Raw genomic sequence first — 19,344 nt, forward strand, 5'->3', positions numbered from 1 at the left:
GGCGTCGTGTCAGATATCGCTGTGAGGGGACAATTGTGCTGGAGCTCTTGCCGGAGCCGATGCGTGAGCCGACCGTGCTCGCGATCCCGTTCTTCGTCACCCTGCTGGCCATCGAGTGGTTCGCCGCGGCCAAACTCGAGCACGATGACACCGAGACAGCGCCGCCGGGCGCCTACGACTCGCGGGACGCGCGTTCGAGCGTCTCGATGGGACTGGTGTCGATCGCGACCAGCGCCTTCTGGAAATTCCTCGGACTCCTGCTGTACAGCGTGCTGTTCGCCTATGTCGCCCCGTGGCAGCTGCCCGCGGACGAGTGGTACACGTGGATGATCGCCTTCCTGGGCGTGGACTTCCTCTTCTACTGGAGTCATCGCGTCTCGCATCGGGTCCGCCTGGTGTGGGCGACCCATCAGGCCCATCACTCCAGCGAGTACTTCAACTTCGCGACGGCGCTGCGGCAGAAGTGGAACATCAGCGCCGCGGTGCTGATGTGGATCCCCCTACCGCTCCTAGGCATCCCGCCCGCCCTGGTGTTCGCCGCCTACTCGCTGAATCTCATCTACCAGTTCTGGATTCACACCGAACGGATCGGAAAACTTTGGGCACCCGTCGAATTCGTGCTCAACACACCGTCGCATCATCGGGTGCACCACGGCTGCGACCCCGAGTACCTCGACCGCAACTACGGCGGGGTCTTCATCCTGTGGGACCGGATGTTCGGCACGTTCGCACCGGAGATCCGCCGGCCCCGTTACGGCCTGACCAAACCGGTGGACACATACAACATCCTGCGACTGCAGACGCACGAATATGCGGCGATCGCGCGGGATGTGCGCGGTGCGTCGACGTGGCGCGCCCGCCTCGGCTACGTCTTCGGGCCGCCGGGATGGACGCCACGCGACCTGGTCGGAGAGCAGGTGGCGGGGACGACTGGCGCATCCTCGGAAGGCGTCTGACGGAGCGGCCTCAAGGGCGAGGTCGGTCGGGCGCCCTATGCGGTCACCGTGCCGATCGTCGTGACGAGTGAGATGAGCGCGGTCTGGATGCCGAGCACCGCCGGGCTGATCACGAAGCTCATGAGCCAGACCTCAACTCACTCAATCTGGTTCGTGCATCTGAGCCTGCCGCGAACAGGCATCCGAGCCCTGCTGCCACCACCGTCGCCCCGAGAACGGCGAAGCGCCCGATGCCCCCGTGTCGGTCCTACCCTTCTCGCGTGTCAGGCTGTCGCGTGAGTACCGCGGGTCGGCCGAGGGAACCGTCACGGAAGATACGAGCGCGCGGTATCAGGATGGCGTATGCCAGTTTCCTCATTTGCCCGTCGATTCCCGGCCGAGAGCGGAGCTCGGGGGACGAGATCACGTGGCCGGCGAACCCGGCCAGAGCCTGCTCCAGAGCCTTGGCATCGGCCTGTGACAGGCTGGGCGTACGCACGCGGATGGCAGTGGTCCACTCGGCGGAGTAGTCCGAGGTGATGCGGCCGAGAGAGATCTGGTCGGCTTCCGGTAGATACACCGCGTCCCGAACTGCCACGGCCAGCACCCGCCCATTGGGGCCCAGCGAGTAGTCGACGAACACGCGCAGGAGCACGTCGAGCGTGTCACCGGCGGCGGCTCCGTCGAGTGCCGCGATCGACGTCCCCAACAAGCCTTCGATGCCTCGACGGATGACCGTCCACAAGATCTCCGTCTTCCCTGCGTGCTCGTGATAGACGGTCGCCACCGAGACGCCCGCGTGGGCGGCGATCTCGTCGATACGAACGTTCCGGAAGCCGCGTACGAAGAACAACTCGGTCGCGACGTCGAGGATTCGTTCGCGTCGGGCGATCGGACTTCGACGTGATCGTGCGTCATCTGTCCCCACCACAACCGGAGCCGTGGCCAGGTCACAGTCGAGAATCGAGTCCGTGAGCGCTCGCTGGACCTGCATGAGCCGCTTGGCCGACAGTGAGCCACGCATCCGGGCAGTGCTCGAGTACACACTGAGGACAGCGGTCGCGAGTAGCTCCGCGCCCGCCGGGTCGACCGCGGGTCGGGCGGCGCTGATCTTCGCCGCCAGCGTGTCCACGAGTCCCCCGAAGGAGCGATTCAACTCGGACAGGCCTGATCGCTCCAGGTGCAATCGTTCGCGGTTCCAGAGGATGGAGACATCTCGATGCGCGGTCATGTCACCCAATGCGTCGAAGAACAACACGATTTGCTCCTCGGGAGTGCCGCCGCGCTCCTGCGCATCGGCCATGAACCGGCTGACGGTCCGCACCTGCGCGGTCAACGCCTGCGCGAGGATGTCCTGCTTGGACGGAAAGTGTCGGTACAACGCAGGCCCGGTCAGTCCGACCGTCGCCCCGATCTGTTCCATGCTCACGTTGCGATAGCCGAACTCCTGAAACAGGCGTGTCGCCTCTCGGACCAGGTGTTCGAGCCGGAGTTCGGGCAGTCGAGCGCTCTTCGCACTCGCGATGTCTGCGGATTTCGACATTGGTGTCGAGGGCAGCGGTACAGGAGACCGCGCCGATGGTTCCGCGTCATGCCCCGCTCGTACCCGAGTGCCGTCGTCGTTCATACCCGTTGGTCGTAACTCGGACCTCGAGTTGCACGCGCCGATAATCGCGGGGCGCGGTCGGGTGCTCGACCGGTGCGTCAGCCGGCCATCGTGACGCGCGAGATCTCGGCCTGATAGCCGCTTCCCGAACTCGGCAGGTTCGTGAGCCAGACCATGACGTAGCGGGTGGTCGGCGGCTGGGCGATCGGAATCGTGGTGGACGCCTGGTCCACCTGACCCGACGCCACCGTCGTCGTCCGGGCGAACGCCGGACGCGCCGACGGCGACGTACGGATCTCGACGCTGATCCCGGGCGTCGGACTCTCGATGGTGACCGATCGCACCGGGCGTTCCGCTCCGAGGTCGAACATGAGGCCCAGCCCCGGCTTGAGCCCGCCGAAGTCCGGACGCCCGCGATAGTTGTCGGTCTGCCACGGCGGGGCGGCGCCGGTGATCACGTGGCGTACGTTCGCCGAGTTGTCCGGTGTCTGCGCGGAGAAGTCGACGACCGAGACCGACTGCAGCGCAATGGGTTGCGGGGCCGCCGGGGCCGGCGGCGGCTGGGCGCCGGGCGGAGGCGAGGGCTCGGTCGTGGTGAGGATCGAGTCGATGTCGCTCGAGCCGCTGCTGCCGCCGAAGATGTTGGTGGCACCCACGATCAGCGCGATGACGATGAACAGCGCGAGGAGTCCGGCGCCGATGAGCAACGCCAGGTTGCGGCGCGGTGGCTTCTCGTCGCCGCCGGCACCCAGTCGGGGCGCCACGCTCACCGGCGGCGGGGCGTCGGTGATGGCCGGCAACATGTCGGTGTTCAGGTCGACGACCGTGGCCTGATCGAGCACGTGCTGCACCGTCGCCGCGGTACGGATCCCGCGCGAACCGTCGAGCGCGCGCGCCGCGACCGCCGAGATCTCGAACGGGATGTCGGGCTTGCTGAGCCGCGGCTCGACCGGTTGTCCGTCCTCACCGGGCGTGGCCACGGGGATCCCACCCACGGGCTCGGTGGAGTCGGCGGTGGTGATCAGCCGGGACCCGTCCGCGGGATCGAGCGCCCAGCGGTTGAGCAGGAGCGCGTACAGCACGGCCCCGAGGCCGCGGACATCGGACGCCTTGTCGTCCCCGGCGAGGGTGCCGGGGAACGCCAGCACGGCATTGCCGTCGTGGCTGATGCGGATGCGGTCGGGATGGTCGATGGACAGCGCGCCACCGGAGCGGTGGGCGATCTCCGCGGCCGCGGCAAGCGAACGCACCGCCCGCGCGGCGCCGATCGGCGACGGTCCCGACCCGGCGACATCCGCCAGGGACGATCCGGGCACCCATTCGGCGACGACGATGCCGCCCGACGATCCGCGGACGACGTCGAGGACCCGTGCCACCCCGTCGGAGTTGATCTGGCCCAGGCGCAGGGTGCGCGACAGCACGGCCTGCGGTCCCTGATCGGACATCTTGGCGGCCTGACCACGCTCGGGCGGCGGTGCGAGCTGCTCGGCGTCGACGAAGGTCAGCGCGACCTCACGGTCGAGGTTGATGTCCTGGGCCCGCCAGAACTGCAGACCGCGGGTGCCGCCGTGCTGCTCGAGCAGTCGGTACCGGCCGCCGGCGACCGCAGCACCGGGGATGAGGCGTGGTCCGCGCCGGCGTGGGCTCGCCGCGCTGTCGGCCGCACCGGTCTCGGCGGCGGGAGTCGGGGTCGGTGGAGTGGGTGCGTCGCCGGCTCTGGGCGCGGCGGGCGGCCCGGTGGCAGCAGTGGTGTCGACCTCACTGTCACTCACGCGACGGACTCCTCTCCTGCGGTATCTGATGTCACGCGGTACCGGCGCGCGTTCGGGGATGGGGCGCACATCCCGGGTCGCGCCGATCGCGCCACCGGAGTGTACGGAGTACGACTGCCACGTCGCGGTACCTCTGTCGAAGCGGCGCAGCACCTGTACCTGACCAGAGTACGGGAGCGATTCGTCGCCTGTGACGCGCGGAAACTGAACTGTGATCGCCGGTGACTGTTCACGTTCGGGCTGCGGCGGCGGGGCGAGCGCCGGGATGAACCGGCCGAGCAGACGGCGTACGGCCAGCCCGATCGCGACGACATCCGGTACGCGGGCCGCGGCGAGACCGGCGTAGGTCACCGCGAGCACCACCGCGGCGGTCAGCCCGAGGTAGAGGACCGACCCCACCTTGCCCAGCCAGCCGATCATGTCGTCGAGGCCGGTGAGTTTCGCGACTGCCCACACGGTGGCGGAGACCCCGATCGAGACGGCCAGGGTCACGACGGACGTGCGTGCCACATCCGAGAGCCGGGCCCCGCGAAGACGGCTGCGGAGCAGGAAGTGACCGACGACGGCACCGACCAGATAGCCCAACCCGTTGGACAACGCGAGCCACCGCACGACGAGTTCGGGATCGTCGAAGAGCACCGGCCCCAGGTACGACGACACCACCTTCACCACGGTGATGCCCAGCGCGATGAACGTCGGGGTCCACGCGTCCTCGCGGGCGTAGAACACGCGCAGCTGGACGAGGGTCATCGAGTACGGGATGAGGGTGAACGCACCCCACGACAGCACCGAACCCAGCTGCGACGCGGAGGCGGCGTCGAACTTCCCGAAGTTGAACACGGCGATGGCGATGGCCGGTCCGAAGAACGTCATGAACGACACGACCGGGACGAGGGCGACCATCGTCAGTCGCGTCGCCAGGGACAGATCGTCGACGACCGCCTTGGTGTCGTCGGCGGTGGCGTTGCGCGACAGTCGCGGCATGATCGCGGTCAGGATGGTCACGCCCAGCACACCGTACGGAAGCTGCAACAACTGCCAGTGGGTGAAGTAGATGCTGACGCCCGACGCGTCGGCCGACGATGCGATCCGGTAGGTGACGATCAAGCCGACCTGGAGCAGCGCGACGTAGGCGACGATCGCGACGGCCATGTTCCCGAACTGGCGCAGGCGCGCGTCGATGCCCCACTGCAGGCGCAGCCGGACCCCCGACTTGCGGAGGAACGGCACCAGTATCAGCGCCTGGAGCACGACACCGGTCGTGCAACCGATGCCGAGCACCAGGAGCTGCGGATCGGACATCCGGACGGGGTTGAGGGTGATCTCGCCGGGCACCACCGCGTAGAGCACGAGAGTGGTGATCTGCACGACGTTGTTCAGGACGGGCGCCCACGCACCCGGCTTGAAGTAACCGCGCAGGTTGAGGATCGCGATGAACAGCGCGGACAGGCCGTAGAACAGGATCTCCGGCAACAGCAGGTAGGCGAGCGCGGTCGACAGCTCGCGATTGACCTGCCCGTCCCCCAGATTCAGATAGGTGAGCAGCGGTGCCGCGATCACCGCCACGACCGTCGCGGTCCCGAGGACGACGACGGTGATGGTGAAGATCCGGTTGATGAAACCCTCGCCGCCGTCGTCGTCCTCGGCCTCGGCCCGGGCGAGCAGCGGGATCACGATCGCCGTCAGCACGGCGCCGAGGACGACCTCGGCGATCATGTTCGGCAACACGTCGGCCGCCTGGAACGCCGAGGCGATGGCAGGGCCGAGCATCGCGAGGATGAGCACGGTCCGCAAGAAGCCGGTGATGCGACTGAACAGGGTGGCGATCGCGATCGACCCGCTGGTGCGCAGGATGCTCGAGTCCGAGTCCCGCGCCAGACCGGTCGACGACGCTTTCCCGTCGGGCGCTTTGCCCTCGGGCGCTTTCTCGTCGGGTGCCTTCTGGACGGACACCGCGCCGGCGGCCACCGGACCGTTCGACGGTCCGCGGGGGTCGGATGCGGTCATGACCCGCGTGTTGTTCTGGGCCGGTGACACGTCCGGCCGGACCGGCGTGGGTGCCGGTGGAGTCGGTGCAGGGGACGCGGGCGGACGCGGGGCCGAGGGTGCCGGCCCGCCCGGCCGCGGCGGCGCGGGTCGTGGGGCCGCAGAACGCGCGTCGGGCGATCCTGGTGCGCCAGGCCGTGGCGCAGTGGGTCCCGGATCCGGGGACCCGGGCGGGATCCGCGTCGGAGGGACCCGGCCACCCGAAACCCGGTTCGGCGGAATCCGCCGGGGTGCGGCGCGCTCGGGACGCTGGGGCGGCACCGGGCCGGGTGTCCCCGACCGCGGTACACGCGGCTCATCGTTCCAGGTCACGTCGCTTCTGCCGCCGTCCTCGGGTCGTGGTGATGTCGGTCATGGAGGGTCATCGCCCGGTTCCTCGCCGTATGTCCGACCCTCGCTCTGCAGGGTACGGCGTCGCTCCTGATATCCGCTTCCGGCAAGCAATCGCTCGAGTTCGTCGGGCTCGGGACGGTCGGCGTCGGCGGGATCGGGCTGGCCGCGGAAACGATGCCACAACCGACGCGCGGTGAGCAGGACCAGCGCTGCCGCGGCGATGATCGTGATGTAGAACAGCGGCTTGCCGTACGCGTTGGTGTGCACCGACAGGCTGATCGGCTGGCCCAGCGGCACGCCGGTGACCGTCGACAACCGGATCTGCACACTGATCGCCTCGGAGGCGTCGCCCTGGGTGGGCAGCTGGATCTGCCGGGTGCCGCGCGCCGGGATCTCGATCACCCCGAGGTCGCCGATCTCGATGCCCGCCGGCTCGGACGTGGTGATCCGGGCACGCACCGGGAGCGCGAGATCGTTGCTCACGACCAGCAGCAGCGGACTCCGCTCGGAGGCCAGCGTGTAACGACCGCCGGGATCGAGGATGGTGACCGACTGCGACATCCGGTACAGGGTCGACGAGACCGCGTCGATGCGTTCGGTCTGCGCGCGCCGCAGGTGGGTGTAGACGGCCGACCCCTGGGCATCCGGGGAGCGGATCGCCCGGAGCTGGTCCTCGCGCAGCGGCGACATGTACCGCTCGGGGGTGGCGGCGACATCCGCCGAGCGCACCAGGGCGCCCTCGAACTGCCAGCTGTCCTCGACATTGCGTCGTATCGATCCGGTCGCGTCGCTCGTCAGCACCGAGCCCACCTCGCCCACCGGACCGACCCCGGGCGGGTCGATCAGCCGCGCCTGCTCGGGCGCGGAACCGAGGTCGGCGGCCAGCGTCGACAGCGGAGCCGGTGTCGCGGCACCCGATTCGAGGAGCAGCCGTGCGGTGGTGAACAGGGCCTCGGCGTCGGCGGACGTGGGCGACCAGTACGTCGGGGGCATCAGGAACGCCGATCTGCCGACGACCGGGTCGGGCGACGGGCGTGCCCCGGGTGCGGTCGGACCGGGTTCCGGCGCGGCGATCGCGGGATAGGCGAGGGCACCGATCGCGCTCTGGCGCCTGCTTCCCTCGGACTCGTCGGACAGGTCGACGCGCTGACTCGGAGGCGTCAGAGCGGGGGTGGACGGCGCCGTACCGAGCGCGGCGAACGAGGCGGTCACAGGTGCGTCGTAGGTCTGGGCGGCGAGGTCACCGATCCGGTAGCGGCCGGCGGCGTCGCGGCGACCGACCGGCGCGACGGAATTCGACGACACCGCGGTCGCGGTCATCTCGGCCTCGGTGAGGGCGGCGGCGCCGTCGGCGTCGATCGCCCCCAGGGCGGGGATCGAGAGACCGCGCACGCTCCGGACGCCGAGCACGGTGTCGATGATGTCGGCCGGTGACCGCAGCGCGGCCTCGGTGAGGCCGGTGTTGCCGATCCGGGTCAGGGAGGTCAGATCGGCCTGCGCGTACGGCAGGGCCACCACGCACATCCGCTGCGCGATCCATCGCAGGCCGGTGAGCCAGCGACCGGCGGCGTCTACGCCGCTACCGGGCCGGGTCGTCGACCTCGGATCGGCGGGATTGTCGGACACCTCGTACCCCAGCGACATCGCGCGCACCGTGACGACGAGGTCGGGGTCGATCGCCAGGCACATGCTGTCGGCGAGCTTCTCCGAACCGGGCAGTGCGCTCGGTTCCGGGTTCTCCGGTGTCTCGGATGGCGGGGTGTCCGATGCCGCCGAATCAGATTGTGCAGGTGGAGGTTCCCCGACGACCCGCTGCAGTGCGGCGAGTAGCTCGGCGAGTCTGCCGCCGGCGGCGAGCGACCGCGCCATGTTCTCGTTGATCAACCGGACCGGTTCGGTGTTGCCGCCCAGCACACCCGGCGCGAGCTGCGGCGGCGCGGCCAACGGCCACACCATCGTCATGCGTGCCGGACTGGACAGGTTCGCCGACACCGACCCGTCCGGCCCGAGCCCGACGACCGGGTCGGCGTCGGAATACTCGGTGGACGGGTCGACGTAACCGGCGGCCCGGGCGTCGTCGGGTGGCAGGGACAACACCGGCAGCAGCATCCGCGATCCCGCGACCTGCGCGGTGTTGCCGTACTCCGGGGTGCCGTTGACGTTGACCTGCATCGGGTACACGCCGGGCTGGGAGATGGCCAGGCCCTGGCCGTCGGGACCGTTGTTGGCCGAGAGTGCCATCGACATGCGGAAGCCGACGCTCTCGCCGGGGGCGAGCGAGTCGGACAGCGCCTCGAAGGGGCCGGCCACGGCGACGGCCGGATCGTCGTCGGCGAGGTCGGTGCGCAGGCCCGCGGCCGACGCCACCGGATCGCCGCGCTCGAGCCGGATGGTCAGGTCGGTGATGGGCCGGTCGCCGACGTTGTCGACGCGTCCGCTGACGGTGACCACCGGCCGGCTGGTCGTGGTCACGATGTTCGGGGTCATCGAATCGATGACGATGCGGGCGAAGCGGCTCGGTGACCGGTCCGACGCGCCGGACCCGGCGTCGGAATCGCTGGTGGCCGTCTCCGGCGCCGCCGACGCCGGTCCCACCGCGCCGGACAGGACCGTCAGACCGAGAACGGCCAGGACCACGGCCGAGGCCAGCGTCGCGAGCGCGCCGGACCGCAGCGCATGCGAGAAGGCGAGAGAACGAGACGAACGGGGCTCGGCGGCGGACGGGCGCGGCTCAGCCATCGCCGGCCGCGGGCCGTCGTGGACGGCGCCGGCGCCGGCGCGGACGAACCGGGGGCGGTGGCTCGTTGCGGCGCTGGTTGCGCGCGGCGGCGGCTTTCTCATAGGCGTTGGGTTCGGTGCGGATGCTGTCGGCCTCGGACTGGGCCAGCCGGGTGGGGTCGGCGGCGAGTTCGGCGATCACACCTCGGGCCATCCGGGCGAGTCGCCGCTCGTCAGAGTACGTGAGCCGACGCGGGAGCTCGTGTAACGGCACCCAGGCCACCTCGGACACCTCGTAGTCGGCGTCGGACAGCTCGCCGCCCGTGCACCGCAGCAGGTAATGATGCACGGTCTTGTGGATCCGACGACCTTCGCTGACGAACCAGTAGTCGATCTTGCCGAGCGGGGCCACCACCGTGCCCTGGATCCCGGTCTCCTCCTCGACCTCGCGGATGGCGGTCTGCTCGGCGGTCTCGCCGGTTTCGATGTGTCCCTTGGGCAGCGACCACATGGTGCGTCCGCGACGGTCGACGCGACCGATGAGCGCGGCCGACAACTGGTCGACGGGGAGGTCGAGGTCGGAGATGACGAGCCCCCCTGCCGAGGTCTCGCGCACGGTGCGGAGTTTCTCGTTGCCCGCGCGGTCGGGATGGACGCGCTCGGCAGCCGGGCGTTCGGACGCACGGTCCGCCCGCGCCGTGCGCCGTCGACCCTTCGACGCCTTGCCGCCGGCCTGGGTCAGACCGGTCTTGGTCAGCTTGGCGCTGACGGCGACCATGTCCGACGGCTTCGGCGGGGTGACGCGGGGTCGCGCACGATCGGGATCGACCGGGAGCTTGTCGACGGGCTCGGCCTCGACCGGATCCGGGCACGCGGGATCGGCGGCCCGGGCGCGGGCGAGGTCATTGGGAGTCGGGTGATGAGTGCTGGGTGCCGGTTCGGAGGCCGGGTTGGGCGAGCCGGGTTTGTGGCCCGGCCGCGAGCCCGCCTGGCCGGGAGTCGGCTGCTTGTTCTTGGGTTGGGCATGACCGCTCTGTTTGTGCCCGTGCGGACTGTGCGCCGTCGGGGTGTGCGCGGGCGCCGCACCTCGGTTCTCGGACTTGCGCCGGCCCCGGCGGCGTCGGCCGCGCCGGGCACGACGCCCCTGGCCGGAGGCATTCTGCTCGCCTTGTCCGCCACCCTCACCGTGCGCACCCGACGAGACGCCGCTGACGTCTGAAGGGTTGGTCGAGGAATCGGTGGACACTCCACGATGCTAGCGGCTGGTCACCTGCAGTTTGTCCGGACGCCTCCGAGGGCGCGTAGGTTGTGGATTCGCAGTGTCGCGAGTGCGCCGGGGGTGTATGAGTCGTCGCCGACGAGCTGTGCGGCGTCGTCGTCGCGGGTCACGACGGTAGGGTGGCAAGCCGTGAACGACACTTCCCCGTCCGGTGCGGCGGCGTCTGGGCCATTCCGGAATGGGGCAGCCCAGCCGGACCAGGTGCACTCGGCGGACCCGGAACGGCGCACCCGTCTGCTCGCCGCCGCGGCGATCGCACTGCGCGACCTCGACGACGTCCTCGTGCCCCTCGGCAAGCTGTTCGAGACCGCCGGCCACGAGCTGTACCTGGTGGGCGGCTCGGTGCGCGACGCGGTTCTCGGGCGTCTGGGCAACGACCTCGACTTCACGACCGATGCGCGCCCGGAGACGGTGTCGCAGCTCCTCCGCGGCTGGGCCGACGCGTTCTGGGACGTCGGCATCGAGTTCGGCACGGTCGGGGTCCGCAAGGGCGACCACCTGATCGAGATCACGACGTTTCGCGCGGACTCGTATGACCAGGTCAGCCGCAATCCCGAGGTCACGTTCGGCAAGACCCTCGACGACGACCTGATCCGACGGGACTTCACCGTCAACGCGATGGCGGTCCGGATCGGCTCGGCGGGCGCCCAGGACTTCCGGGACCCGCTCGACGGGATGACCGCCCTGCTGGCCGGGGTCATCGACACCCCCGCCACGCCTGCACAGTCCTTCGGCGACGACCCGCTCCGGATGCTCCGCGCCGTCCGGTTCGTCTCCCAGCTGGGATTCCGGCTCGCGCCGCGCGTGTGGCAGGCGATCACCGACATGAACGGTGAGATCGAACGCATCACCGTCGAACGCATCCGCACCGAGCTGGACAAACTGATCTGCGGCGAGTTCCCGATCGAGGCGATCGACGCCATGGTCGAGACCGGTCTGGCCGACCGGGTGCTGCCCGAGGTGCCCGGCATGAAGCTCACCATCGACGAGCACCACCAGCACAAGGACGTCTACCAGCACTCCCTGACCGTGCTCCGCCAGGCCATCGATCTCGAGGACGGCGATCCGGACCTGGTGCTGCGCTGGGCGGCCCTGTTGCACGACATCGGCAAACCCGCGACGCGCCGGCACGAACCGGGGGGTGGCGTCAGCTTCCATCATCACGAGGTCGTGGGCGCGAAGATGGTGCGCAAACGGATGCGGGCGCTGAAGTATCCGAAGGCGGTGGTGTCCGACGTGGCGCAGCTGGTCTTCCTGCACCTGCGCTTCCACGGTTACGGAGACGGCGCGTGGACCGACTCGGCCGTCCGCCGTTACGTCACCGATGCCGGTCCCCTGCTCGACAAGCTGAACAAGCTGGTGCGCGCCGACTGCACCACCCGTAACAAGCGGCGCGCCCGGCGGCTGCAGCAGAACTACGACAGTCTCGAGCAGCGGATCGCCGACCTCCAGGCGGCGGAGGATCTCGAGAAGGTCCGGCCCGACCTCGACGGCAACGCGATCATGGAACTCCTCGGCGTGCCGCCCGGCCCGATCGTCGGACAGGCGTGGCGTCATCTGAAGGAGCTACGCCTGGACCGTGGACCGCTCAGCCGCGACGAAGCCGAGGATGCCCTTCGCGAATGGTGGGCGGCGCGCAGCGGTCAGTGAGGACTGCGAGACGCCCCGGGCGTTTCAGCTCGCGGGCGCGAACACCTCGATCGCGTGCGGTACCGCCTCGAAAACCGCCGGCAGCTCGCCGACGAGGTCACCGTCGACCGACACGAGGGCGGGCGGATCGCAGTACAGCTCGACCTCTGCGCCGCGCATGGTCCGGACGTTCGGGCTGTCGATGTGCTTGCCCGAGAACACCTTCGGGAAGACACGCGCAATCGTCCAACGTGCCAGCCGCGGTGGGGTGAGCGCGAGGGTCACGTCGAGCCGGCCGTCGGTGATCGACGCCTGCGGCGTGATTTTCATGCCACCGCCGTACGACGTGGTGTTGCCGATCGCGGCGAAGATGAGGTCGGATTCGACGGCCTGGTCGTCGACGCGGACCTGGTAGTGACGCGACCGCAGTGCGAGTAGTTCGAGCAGCGCCGCGATCGTGTACCGGGACTGTCCGCGCGGTCGGCGCATGTCGATGGCCCGCGCGGTGACCGCGGCGTCGAACCCGGTGGCGGCGACCGTGCTGAACAGCGCGGTCTGCCCGTCCGGGAAGCTGACCCGGCCGAGGTCGATGGGTCGTCGGTGGCCGGCCAGGATGACCTCGACGGCGTCGGCCGGATCCAGTGGGATGCCGAGGTTGCGGGCGAAGTCGTTCCCGCTCCCGGCCGGGATGACGGCCAGCGGCTTGCCCGACCCGATCGTGGCCTCCACCGTCAGACGCACCGTGCCGTCGCCCCCCACGACGACGAGGACGTCGGTGTCCCCGCGGGCTGCCTTGCCGGCGAGATCGGCGGCGTCGGCGATGTCCTCGCCGACGATGATCTCCACCTCCACGCCGCGGGCGCGCAGCAGTTCTGCGGCGTCGTGGGCGACGCGCAGGCCCGTTCCGTGCCGTGCGTACGGACTGGCCACGAGTGTGGCGTGTTCGATAGTCATATGAGTCGGCCCCCCGCCGTTCAAGTGATCCGTTACAGTGTTACACATCATGGCAATCCGTAACGAGGAGATCGGGGATCTCGTTCTGGATGCAGCACGGAGCTGTCTGCTGCGTAGCGGCGGACGCAAGGTGACTGTTTCCGAGGTGGCCCGACAAGCAGGCGTGAGCCGACCGACGGTGTACCGCCGGTGGCCCGACATCAACGAGATCATCCGCGGGCTGTTGACCCGCGAGGTCCTGGGGGTCGTCGAGGACGCCATCGGCGGACGAGGCGAACCCGCCGATCTGGATGCGCTCGTCGATCGGGTGGTCGCGGTCGTCGGCGCGCTCCGCGACGACGAACTGATCGCCTCGCTGTGGCGCGAGCAGCGAGACTTCATGGCGCCGTACGTCTTCGAGCGTCTCGGTACGAGTCAGCAAGGGGCGCTCGCGATTCTCTCGGACATGCTGTCGCAGGCCCAGGAACGGCGCCACGTCCGGGCGGGTGACGCCAAACGGATGGCGGCGATGGTGCTGCTGATCGCGCAGTCGTTCCTCCAGTCCGGGGCGCTGGTCTCCGACATCATCGCCGAGGGCTGGAGCACCGAGTTGCACGAGATGCTGGCCGGGTATCTGCGTCCGGCCGGTGCGGGCATCGACGGATGACGTCGTGAGCGCCGGTCGCGCGGTGCGAGTCTGATGGCGACCCTGTCCGCCGACACCCGTCGTCGTGCGCTCGACCGTCTGACGTCCGGCGATCCCCTGGATCTGCTGGTCATCGGCGGCGGTGTGACCGGCGCCGGGGTGGCGCTCGACGCCGCGACCCGTGGCCTGCGCGTCGCGCTCGTCGAGAAGGACGACCTCGCGGCCGGAACCTCGCGCTGGAGCAGCAAACTCGTCCACGGTGGTCTCCGTTACCTGGCCAGGGGTGATCTGCGGATCGCGCGCGAAAGTGCCGTCGAACGTCATCATCTGATGACCGCCATCGCTCCGCATCTGATCGCTCCCCTCCGCCAGATCATCCCCGACCGTGGCGGCAGGCAGACCTCGATCATCCGATTGGGCCTCCGCGCGGGAGATGTGCTCCGACGCAACGCCGGTACCCCCGACTCGCTGTTGCCGCCGCCGACCCGGGTGTCGGCGCTGGAGACCCTCGCCCGCTTCCCGGCGGTGTCCCCCCACGGTCTGCGCGGCGGTATCTCCACCGCCGACGGTCAGCTCGTCGACGACGCTCGGCTCGTCGTCGCCCTCGCACGTACGGCGGCTGGCTACGGCGCATCCGTCTGCACCCGGGTGCGGGCCGAGCGCGTGGACGGCCGCGGGGCCACCCTCACCGATCAGTTGACCGGTGAGAGCTTCGACGTCGGTGCGCGGATGGTCGTCAACGCCACCGGCGTCTGGTCCGGCGGCATCGATGATGCGCTCGCCGTACATCCCAGTCGGGGAACGCATCTCGTCGTCGACGCGGCGCGGTTGGGATTCCCCGACGCCGCGCTGATGACCCCGCTCGGCACCTCCGTGTCCCGGTTCGTTTTCGTGATCCCCGCGCAGCTGGGGCGCGTCTACGTCGGCCTCACCGATGTCGCGGCGCCGGGGCCGATCCCCGACGTCCCAATGCCGGACGAGTCCGAGATCGACTTCCTGCTCGACGCCGTCAATCCCGCTCTCGCACGGCCGTTGGATCGCTCGGACATCATCGGCACGTTCGCCGGTCTGCGACCGTTGGTCGACACCCGCGGCGGCGGCCGCGACTCCGAGGCCCTCGCCGACGTCTCGCGGCAGCACCACGTCGGCGTCCGCGGCGATGGTCTCGTCAACGTCCTCGGCGGCAAGCTCACCACCTACCGGCGCATGGCCCAGGACGCCGTCGACGCCGCGCTCGCGACCACCGACCTCACCGCCGGGGACTGTGTCACGACCACGACCCCACTGGTCGGAGCCCTGCGGAGTCCGCGCGAGCAGGGGCTGCCGGCTTCGCTCGTGCAGCGGTTCGGCGGGGAGGCGCCGGCGGTGGTGGACGCCGCCGTTCTCCCCGGTCCCCTGGATCCGATCGTCCCCGGCATCGATGTCACCCGCGCCGAAATCGAGTTCGCGATCACGCACGAGGGTGCCCTCGACGCCGACGACATCCTGCACCGGCGCACGCGGATCGGCCTCGTGCAGGTCGACGCCGACGCGGCACGGCCGGAGATCGAGGCGATCGTCGGCGAACTCCTGGGGTGAGGCGGCCTGGTCAGTACCCCATGGTGCGCAGGGCGTCTGCGACGCGGTCGAGTTCGGACCGGCGTACGTCGAGGTGCGGGCTGATCCGGAGCACCGGATGCTCGGTCGCCAGCGGGGCGCGCCAGGTGTCCGCGGCGGTGACCAGGACACCGAGTGACAACAGCTTGTCGCGGGCCGCGGCGACGTCGTCGAACTGCCATCCGGGCGGTGGTGCGAGGGTGATGATCGCCGACGGCTCGTCGATCGGTTCGAGGACCTCCCAGCTCGCGATGCCGTGGAGTCGTTCGCGGGTGACCCGGCCGATCTTCGCGAGTTCGCGGAAGACGCGCTGCTGGCCTATCTCGAGCAACTCGCGGACCGCGACACCGAGTCCGAGGCGACCGGCGATAAAGGCCTCGGAACCGTCGATTCGTACCGGCCGCAACGAGTCTCGCCGCACCGCGACGAACCCGACGCCACGCGGGCCGGTGAGCCACTTGCGGCTGGTGCCGTAGACGACGTCGGCGCCGGTGACGGTGGGGACGTGACCGACCGACTGCGCCATGTCCACCACGACGGGCACACCGGCGCGGTGCGCGAGTTCGACGATCCGCGTGACCGGCTGCACCACACCGGACATCGAGCCGATGTGGCAGACGTGGATGAAGTCGGGCTGCTCGAACTGCAGCATGTTCTCGAGCGCGTCGGTGTCGACGTGACCGTAGACGTCCCCGTCGGGCATGGTCCGTACCGCGTACCCGCGGCGCTCGAACTCCTCGAGGTTGGGGCCGAATTCGTTCTTCGCCACCCACACGGTCGATGTGACGGGAAGGCTCCAGTTGGTGAGGAGGGCGCGCAGAGCGGCGCGGGCGCTCTCACGGAAGACCAACTCGTCGCCGGTGTGTCCGATCAGGGCAGCGAGATTCCTTGTGTCGCGCGCGATCTCCTCGGCGCGGTCGTCGGCGGCGACATACGACCCGCGTTCGGTCTCCCGCCAGAGGTGCGCGGTCATCGCGCCGATCAGTGCGTAGGACGAGCGGCCCGCCGAAGCAGAGTCGAGGTGTGCCAGGGCTGGTTCGAGCCGGGCCGCATGCCACTGCTCGCCGAGATCGCTGACGTACATGGGCCACAACCTACCGGGTGGTCGAGGTGTCCACACCCATCGGGAACCGCACAGCGGGAACCCGGGCGCTGGGAACCGATCGATGGGAACCGATCGATGGGAACCGGATTGGGCCCCGTTGCGTCCAAGACCTCATGGACCCGGCGATCGAGTACTTCTTCGGGACCGGCGACGGTCCGACGACGCGCTGGTCCGGGACCGCCGACCTCGCGCTCGGGGATCCGCGGTCCGATGTCCTGGACGCGATCGGGCTCGACTTCGACGGCGACGGCCGTCGCGATGACGCGATGTGGGACACCGACGCCGACGGTGTCGCCGACGTCGCCGCCCTCGACACCGACGACGACGGCGCGCCCGACGCCTTCTACCGCGACTCCGGTGCCGGTCTGTGGGACCGGCCCGTCGCGCGAGCCGACCTCGTCGGCGAACAAATGCCGCGGCGCGACGTCCCCGAGCGGACTCCGCAACCCCCGCCGGCGCAGGTCACCCGGGTCGACCTCGACGACGACGGCGACCCCGACGTCGAGATCGTCGGCGCCGACCGGGGCGGCCGGATCGTCGGCGAACGACTCTACGTCGACTCCGACGGGGACGGCAGCCACGATGTGATGCTGGTGGACCTGGATGCGAACGGCGTGGCCGACGCCGCCTACGACAACCGGGACCCGCGGTTCACGCGGCGGGGTCGGTGACGGTGTGCCGCACCGTCGTGGGCTCGGCGGACCAGTGCCCACGCGGATGCAGGAGGCGCACCACGAGCATGCCGAGCAGGTACAGCACCACCCCGAGCACGACGAGCCCGACCGCCCGGCCGTCGTCGGGGATCGCGAGGGCCGCGACGGTCACCGCACCCACGTAGGCGATGTTGAACACCGCGTCCTGCACCGAGAACACCTGTCCGCGCACCGCGTCGTCCACGTCGACCTGCATCGCCACGTCGCCACACAGCTTGGCGATCTGGCCGATGAGTCCGAGTACGAACGCCGACCCGCAGATCACCGCGAACTCGAAGCTGAGTACGGACAGCTCGGCGAACGCGCCGACGGCCAGTGCGGCGAGCAGCGTCACGTACCGGCCCACCCGTGCCACCGCGATCGGTGTGATGATCGCGGCGAGAAGCGCTCCCGCGCCGGTGAAACCGATGACCACGCTGACGCGGTCGACCCCGTCGCCGGGACCCATCTGGCGCGTCAGCACCAGGATCATCAGCGTGTTCATCCCGAACACCAGCCGGTGGGCCCCGATCGCCGACAACGCGGCGGCCACGGTCTTGTGGTGGACGACGGCGCGGGCACCGTGCCAGAGGCCGACCGAGACCGCGTGCACGGCCGAACGACCCGGGTCGTCGGGCTCGTCGGGACCGAGTTGCAGCGGACGGAACCGATGCGCCAGCCCGCCGGAGACGACGGCCAGCACGATCCCGGCGATCATCGTGAGGGCACTGCCCACGTTGTCGTCGCCGAAGATCGCGCGGAGTCCCAGGGTGATGCCGAGGCCGACGGTGAGCATCGCGCCGCCCAACGTCGTGAACAACGCATTGGTGGCGACCAGCACCTCACGCCGCGCGACGTGCGGCAGTCCGGCCGACAGTCCGGCCGCCACGAACCGGCTCGCACCCGTCGCGGCGAGGGCGGAGATCAGCACCACGACATCAGGTGCGCCGGAGGCGACGGCCAGTGCGACGAGCCCGATGATCAGCCCGCGCAGCAGGTTCGCGTACAGGAGGACGTTGCGTCGATCCCAGTGGTCGAGCAACGCGCCCGCGAACGGGCCGATGAGCGAATACGGCAGCAGCAGCACCGCGAGGCCACCGGCCACCGCGAGCGGATCGGCATGGCGCTCGGGGTTGAACAGGATGCTGCCGACCAGCGCGGCCTGGAAGATCCCGTCGGTGATCTGACTGGACAACCGGACCGACAACAACCGGCCGAGTCCCGGCGACGAACGGAGGGAGTGGATGAACACCGACCACCCGCGTTGGTCACGGGTCACCTGGGTGCTGCTCACCGATCCAGCCTACCGAGCTGACGATGGACGCCGTCGGCCACGGACGTGCGATGATGGTCGGGTGGCCGGAGGTGAAGACGCAGACGATCCCACACCGGAATCCCGCCCCGGAGAACACTCGGCGGACAGCGGTGGTGGTGCGCGTATGCCCGGCGTCCCTTGGGATGCCGACCCCACGCCGCGGGTGCGTCCGGGCACCGCGCTGATCGCCTCGACCGATCTCATCGAACCCACCTTCGCCCGGACCGTCATCTACGTCATCGAGCACAACGAGTCGGGCAGTCTCGGGGTCATCCTCAACCGGATGAGCCAGACCGCCGTGCACAACCTCCTGCCGCAGTGGGCCGACATCGCAGCCTCGCCGCGCGCCCTCTATGTGGGCGGGCCGGTGAACCAGGAGGCGGCGCTGTGCCTGGGCGTGGTGAAACCCGGCACCGACATCGACGACGTGCCCGCCCTGCGTCCGGTCGACGGCCGGGTCGTCCTGGTCGATCTCGACGCCGACCCCGAGCCCCTCGCCGAGATCCTCGAGGGTGTCCGGATCTTCGCGGGCTACAGCGGATGGGGCATCGGGCAACTCGACGATGAGCTCGACCAGTTCAGCTGGATGGTCGCCTCGGCACTCCCTCGCGACCTGCTCGCGCCGCCGGCGTCGGACGTGTGGTTCGACGTCCTGCGCAGGCAGGCCTGGCCGAAACCCCTCCTCGCGACCCACCCGATCGATCTCAGCGTGAACTGAGTCCGTCCGTCCGGACGGTGA

Annotated in this window: 13 protein-coding genes; 6 read left to right on the plus strand and 7 right to left on the minus strand. The window is 69.9% G+C overall.

What is annotated here, in order from left to right; genetic code table 11:
- Positions 1-35: 35 nt before the first annotated feature.
- Positions 36-956, plus strand: coding sequence for a sterol desaturase family protein (locus tag Q9R39_RS12570; protein WP_288813682.1), 921 nt, complete (start codon positions 36-38; stop codon positions 954-956).
- 247 nt (positions 957-1,203) lie between these two features.
- Here Q9R39_RS12570 and Q9R39_RS12575 read toward each other — a convergent pair whose 3' ends face one another.
- From Q9R39_RS12575 to Q9R39_RS12590, 4 genes are all read right to left on the minus strand, one after another.
- The gene (locus Q9R39_RS12575; RefSeq protein ID WP_311277578.1) at positions 1,204-2,478 is read right to left on the minus strand and encodes a TetR/AcrR family transcriptional regulator; all 1,275 of its coding nucleotides are present in this window, start codon (positions 2,476-2,478) and stop codon (positions 1,204-1,206) included.
- Positions 2,479-2,639: 161 nt separating this feature from the next.
- On the minus strand, positions 2,640-6,671 hold the full coding sequence (locus Q9R39_RS12580) for a murein biosynthesis integral membrane protein MurJ (protein WP_396275668.1): 4,032 nt from the start codon (positions 6,669-6,671) through the stop codon (positions 2,640-2,642).
- Between the two features lie 39 nt (positions 6,672-6,710).
- Positions 6,711-9,431: a hypothetical protein gene (locus Q9R39_RS12585; RefSeq protein ID WP_311277580.1), complete on the minus strand. Its 2,721-nt coding sequence runs from the start codon at positions 9,429-9,431 to the stop codon at positions 6,711-6,713.
- Positions 9,424-10,656, minus strand: a complete 1,233-nt coding sequence (locus Q9R39_RS12590) for an NUDIX hydrolase (protein ID WP_058253768.1) — start codon at positions 10,654-10,656, stop codon at positions 9,424-9,426. The genes Q9R39_RS12585 and Q9R39_RS12590 overlap by 8 nt, the downstream gene beginning before the upstream one ends.
- 234 nt (positions 10,657-10,890) lie before the next feature.
- On the opposite strand from Q9R39_RS12590, the gene Q9R39_RS12595 reads away from it, so the two are divergent.
- The gene (locus Q9R39_RS12595) at positions 10,891-12,339 is read left to right on the plus strand and encodes a CCA tRNA nucleotidyltransferase (RefSeq protein ID WP_265969277.1); all 1,449 of its coding nucleotides are present in this window, start codon (positions 10,891-10,893) and stop codon (positions 12,337-12,339) included.
- A 24-nt stretch (positions 12,340-12,363) separates the two neighbouring features.
- Here the strand turns inward: Q9R39_RS12595 and Q9R39_RS12600 are convergent, their stop codons facing one another.
- Positions 12,364-13,272 carry a diacylglycerol kinase family protein gene (locus tag Q9R39_RS12600; protein WP_078113888.1) on the minus strand — a complete coding sequence of 303 codons (909 nt, stop codon included), beginning with the start codon at positions 13,270-13,272 and terminating at the stop codon, positions 12,364-12,366.
- A 49-nt stretch (positions 13,273-13,321) separates the two neighbouring features.
- Here Q9R39_RS12600 and Q9R39_RS12605 point away from each other — a divergent pair, with 49 nt between their 5' ends.
- Together Q9R39_RS12605 and Q9R39_RS12610 are read left to right on the plus strand one after the other, a co-directional pair.
- The gene (locus Q9R39_RS12605) at positions 13,322-13,918 is read left to right on the plus strand and encodes a TetR/AcrR family transcriptional regulator (RefSeq protein ID WP_311277581.1); all 597 of its coding nucleotides are present in this window, start codon (positions 13,322-13,324) and stop codon (positions 13,916-13,918) included.
- A 33-nt stretch (positions 13,919-13,951) separates the two neighbouring features.
- Positions 13,952-15,475, plus strand: coding sequence for a glycerol-3-phosphate dehydrogenase/oxidase (locus Q9R39_RS12610; RefSeq protein WP_311277582.1), 1,524 nt, complete (start codon positions 13,952-13,954; stop codon positions 15,473-15,475).
- 10 nt (positions 15,476-15,485) lie between these two features.
- Here the strand turns inward: Q9R39_RS12610 and Q9R39_RS12615 are convergent, their stop codons facing one another.
- Positions 15,486-16,577 (minus strand): aminotransferase class V-fold PLP-dependent enzyme, encoded by a 1,092-nt coding sequence (locus tag Q9R39_RS12615; protein ID WP_311277583.1) that lies wholly within the window; start codon positions 16,575-16,577, stop codon positions 15,486-15,488.
- Between the two features lie 134 nt (positions 16,578-16,711).
- On the opposite strand from Q9R39_RS12615, the gene Q9R39_RS12620 reads away from it, so the two are divergent.
- Positions 16,712-17,269, plus strand: a complete 558-nt coding sequence (locus tag Q9R39_RS12620; protein WP_311277584.1) for a hypothetical protein — start codon at positions 16,712-16,714, stop codon at positions 17,267-17,269.
- Here the strand turns inward: Q9R39_RS12620 and Q9R39_RS12625 are convergent.
- A complete protein-coding gene (locus Q9R39_RS12625) occupies positions 17,250-18,584 on the minus strand; it encodes an MFS transporter (RefSeq protein ID WP_311277585.1) in 1,335 nt (444 codons plus the stop codon). The two genes, Q9R39_RS12620 and Q9R39_RS12625, sit on opposite strands and share 20 nt — an antisense overlap.
- Positions 18,585-18,729: 145 nt before the next feature.
- Between Q9R39_RS12625 and Q9R39_RS12630 the strand changes: the two genes are divergently transcribed.
- Positions 18,730-19,323: a YqgE/AlgH family protein gene (locus tag Q9R39_RS12630; protein ID WP_240199018.1), complete on the plus strand. Its 594-nt coding sequence runs from the start codon at positions 18,730-18,732 to the stop codon at positions 19,321-19,323.
- Positions 19,324-19,344: the final 21 nt, after the last annotated feature.

Source organism: Gordonia sp. AC31 (assembly GCF_031844505.1).
Lineage (GTDB): Bacteria > Actinomycetota > Actinomycetes > Mycobacteriales > Mycobacteriaceae > Gordonia > Gordonia hongkongensis.

Bases quoted from the DNA above. Each gene is read 5' to 3' on its own strand.
- Q9R39_RS12575 (WP_311277578.1), bottom strand. From the start codon at position 2,478: ATGTCGAAATCCGCAGACATCGCGAGTGCGAAGAGCGCTCGACTGCCC.
- Q9R39_RS12585 (WP_311277580.1), bottom strand. From the start codon at position 9,431: ATGGCTGAGCCGCGCCCGTCCGCCGCCGAGCCCCGTTCGTCTCGTTCT.
- Q9R39_RS12600 (WP_078113888.1), bottom strand. From the start codon at position 13,272: ATGACTATCGAACACGCCACACTCGTGGCCAGTCCGTACGCACGGCAC.
- Q9R39_RS12605 (WP_311277581.1), top strand. From the start codon at position 13,322: ATGGCAATCCGTAACGAGGAGATCGGGGATCTCGTTCTGGATGCAGCA.
- Q9R39_RS12610 (WP_311277582.1), top strand. From the start codon at position 13,952: ATGGCGACCCTGTCCGCCGACACCCGTCGTCGTGCGCTCGACCGTCTG.
- Q9R39_RS12615 (WP_311277583.1), bottom strand. From the start codon at position 16,577: ATGTACGTCAGCGATCTCGGCGAGCAGTGGCATGCGGCCCGGCTCGAA.
- Q9R39_RS12620 (WP_311277584.1), top strand. From the start codon at position 16,712: ATGGACCCGGCGATCGAGTACTTCTTCGGGACCGGCGACGGTCCGACG.
- Q9R39_RS12630 (WP_240199018.1), top strand. From the start codon at position 18,730: ATGCCCGGCGTCCCTTGGGATGCCGACCCCACGCCGCGGGTGCGTCCG.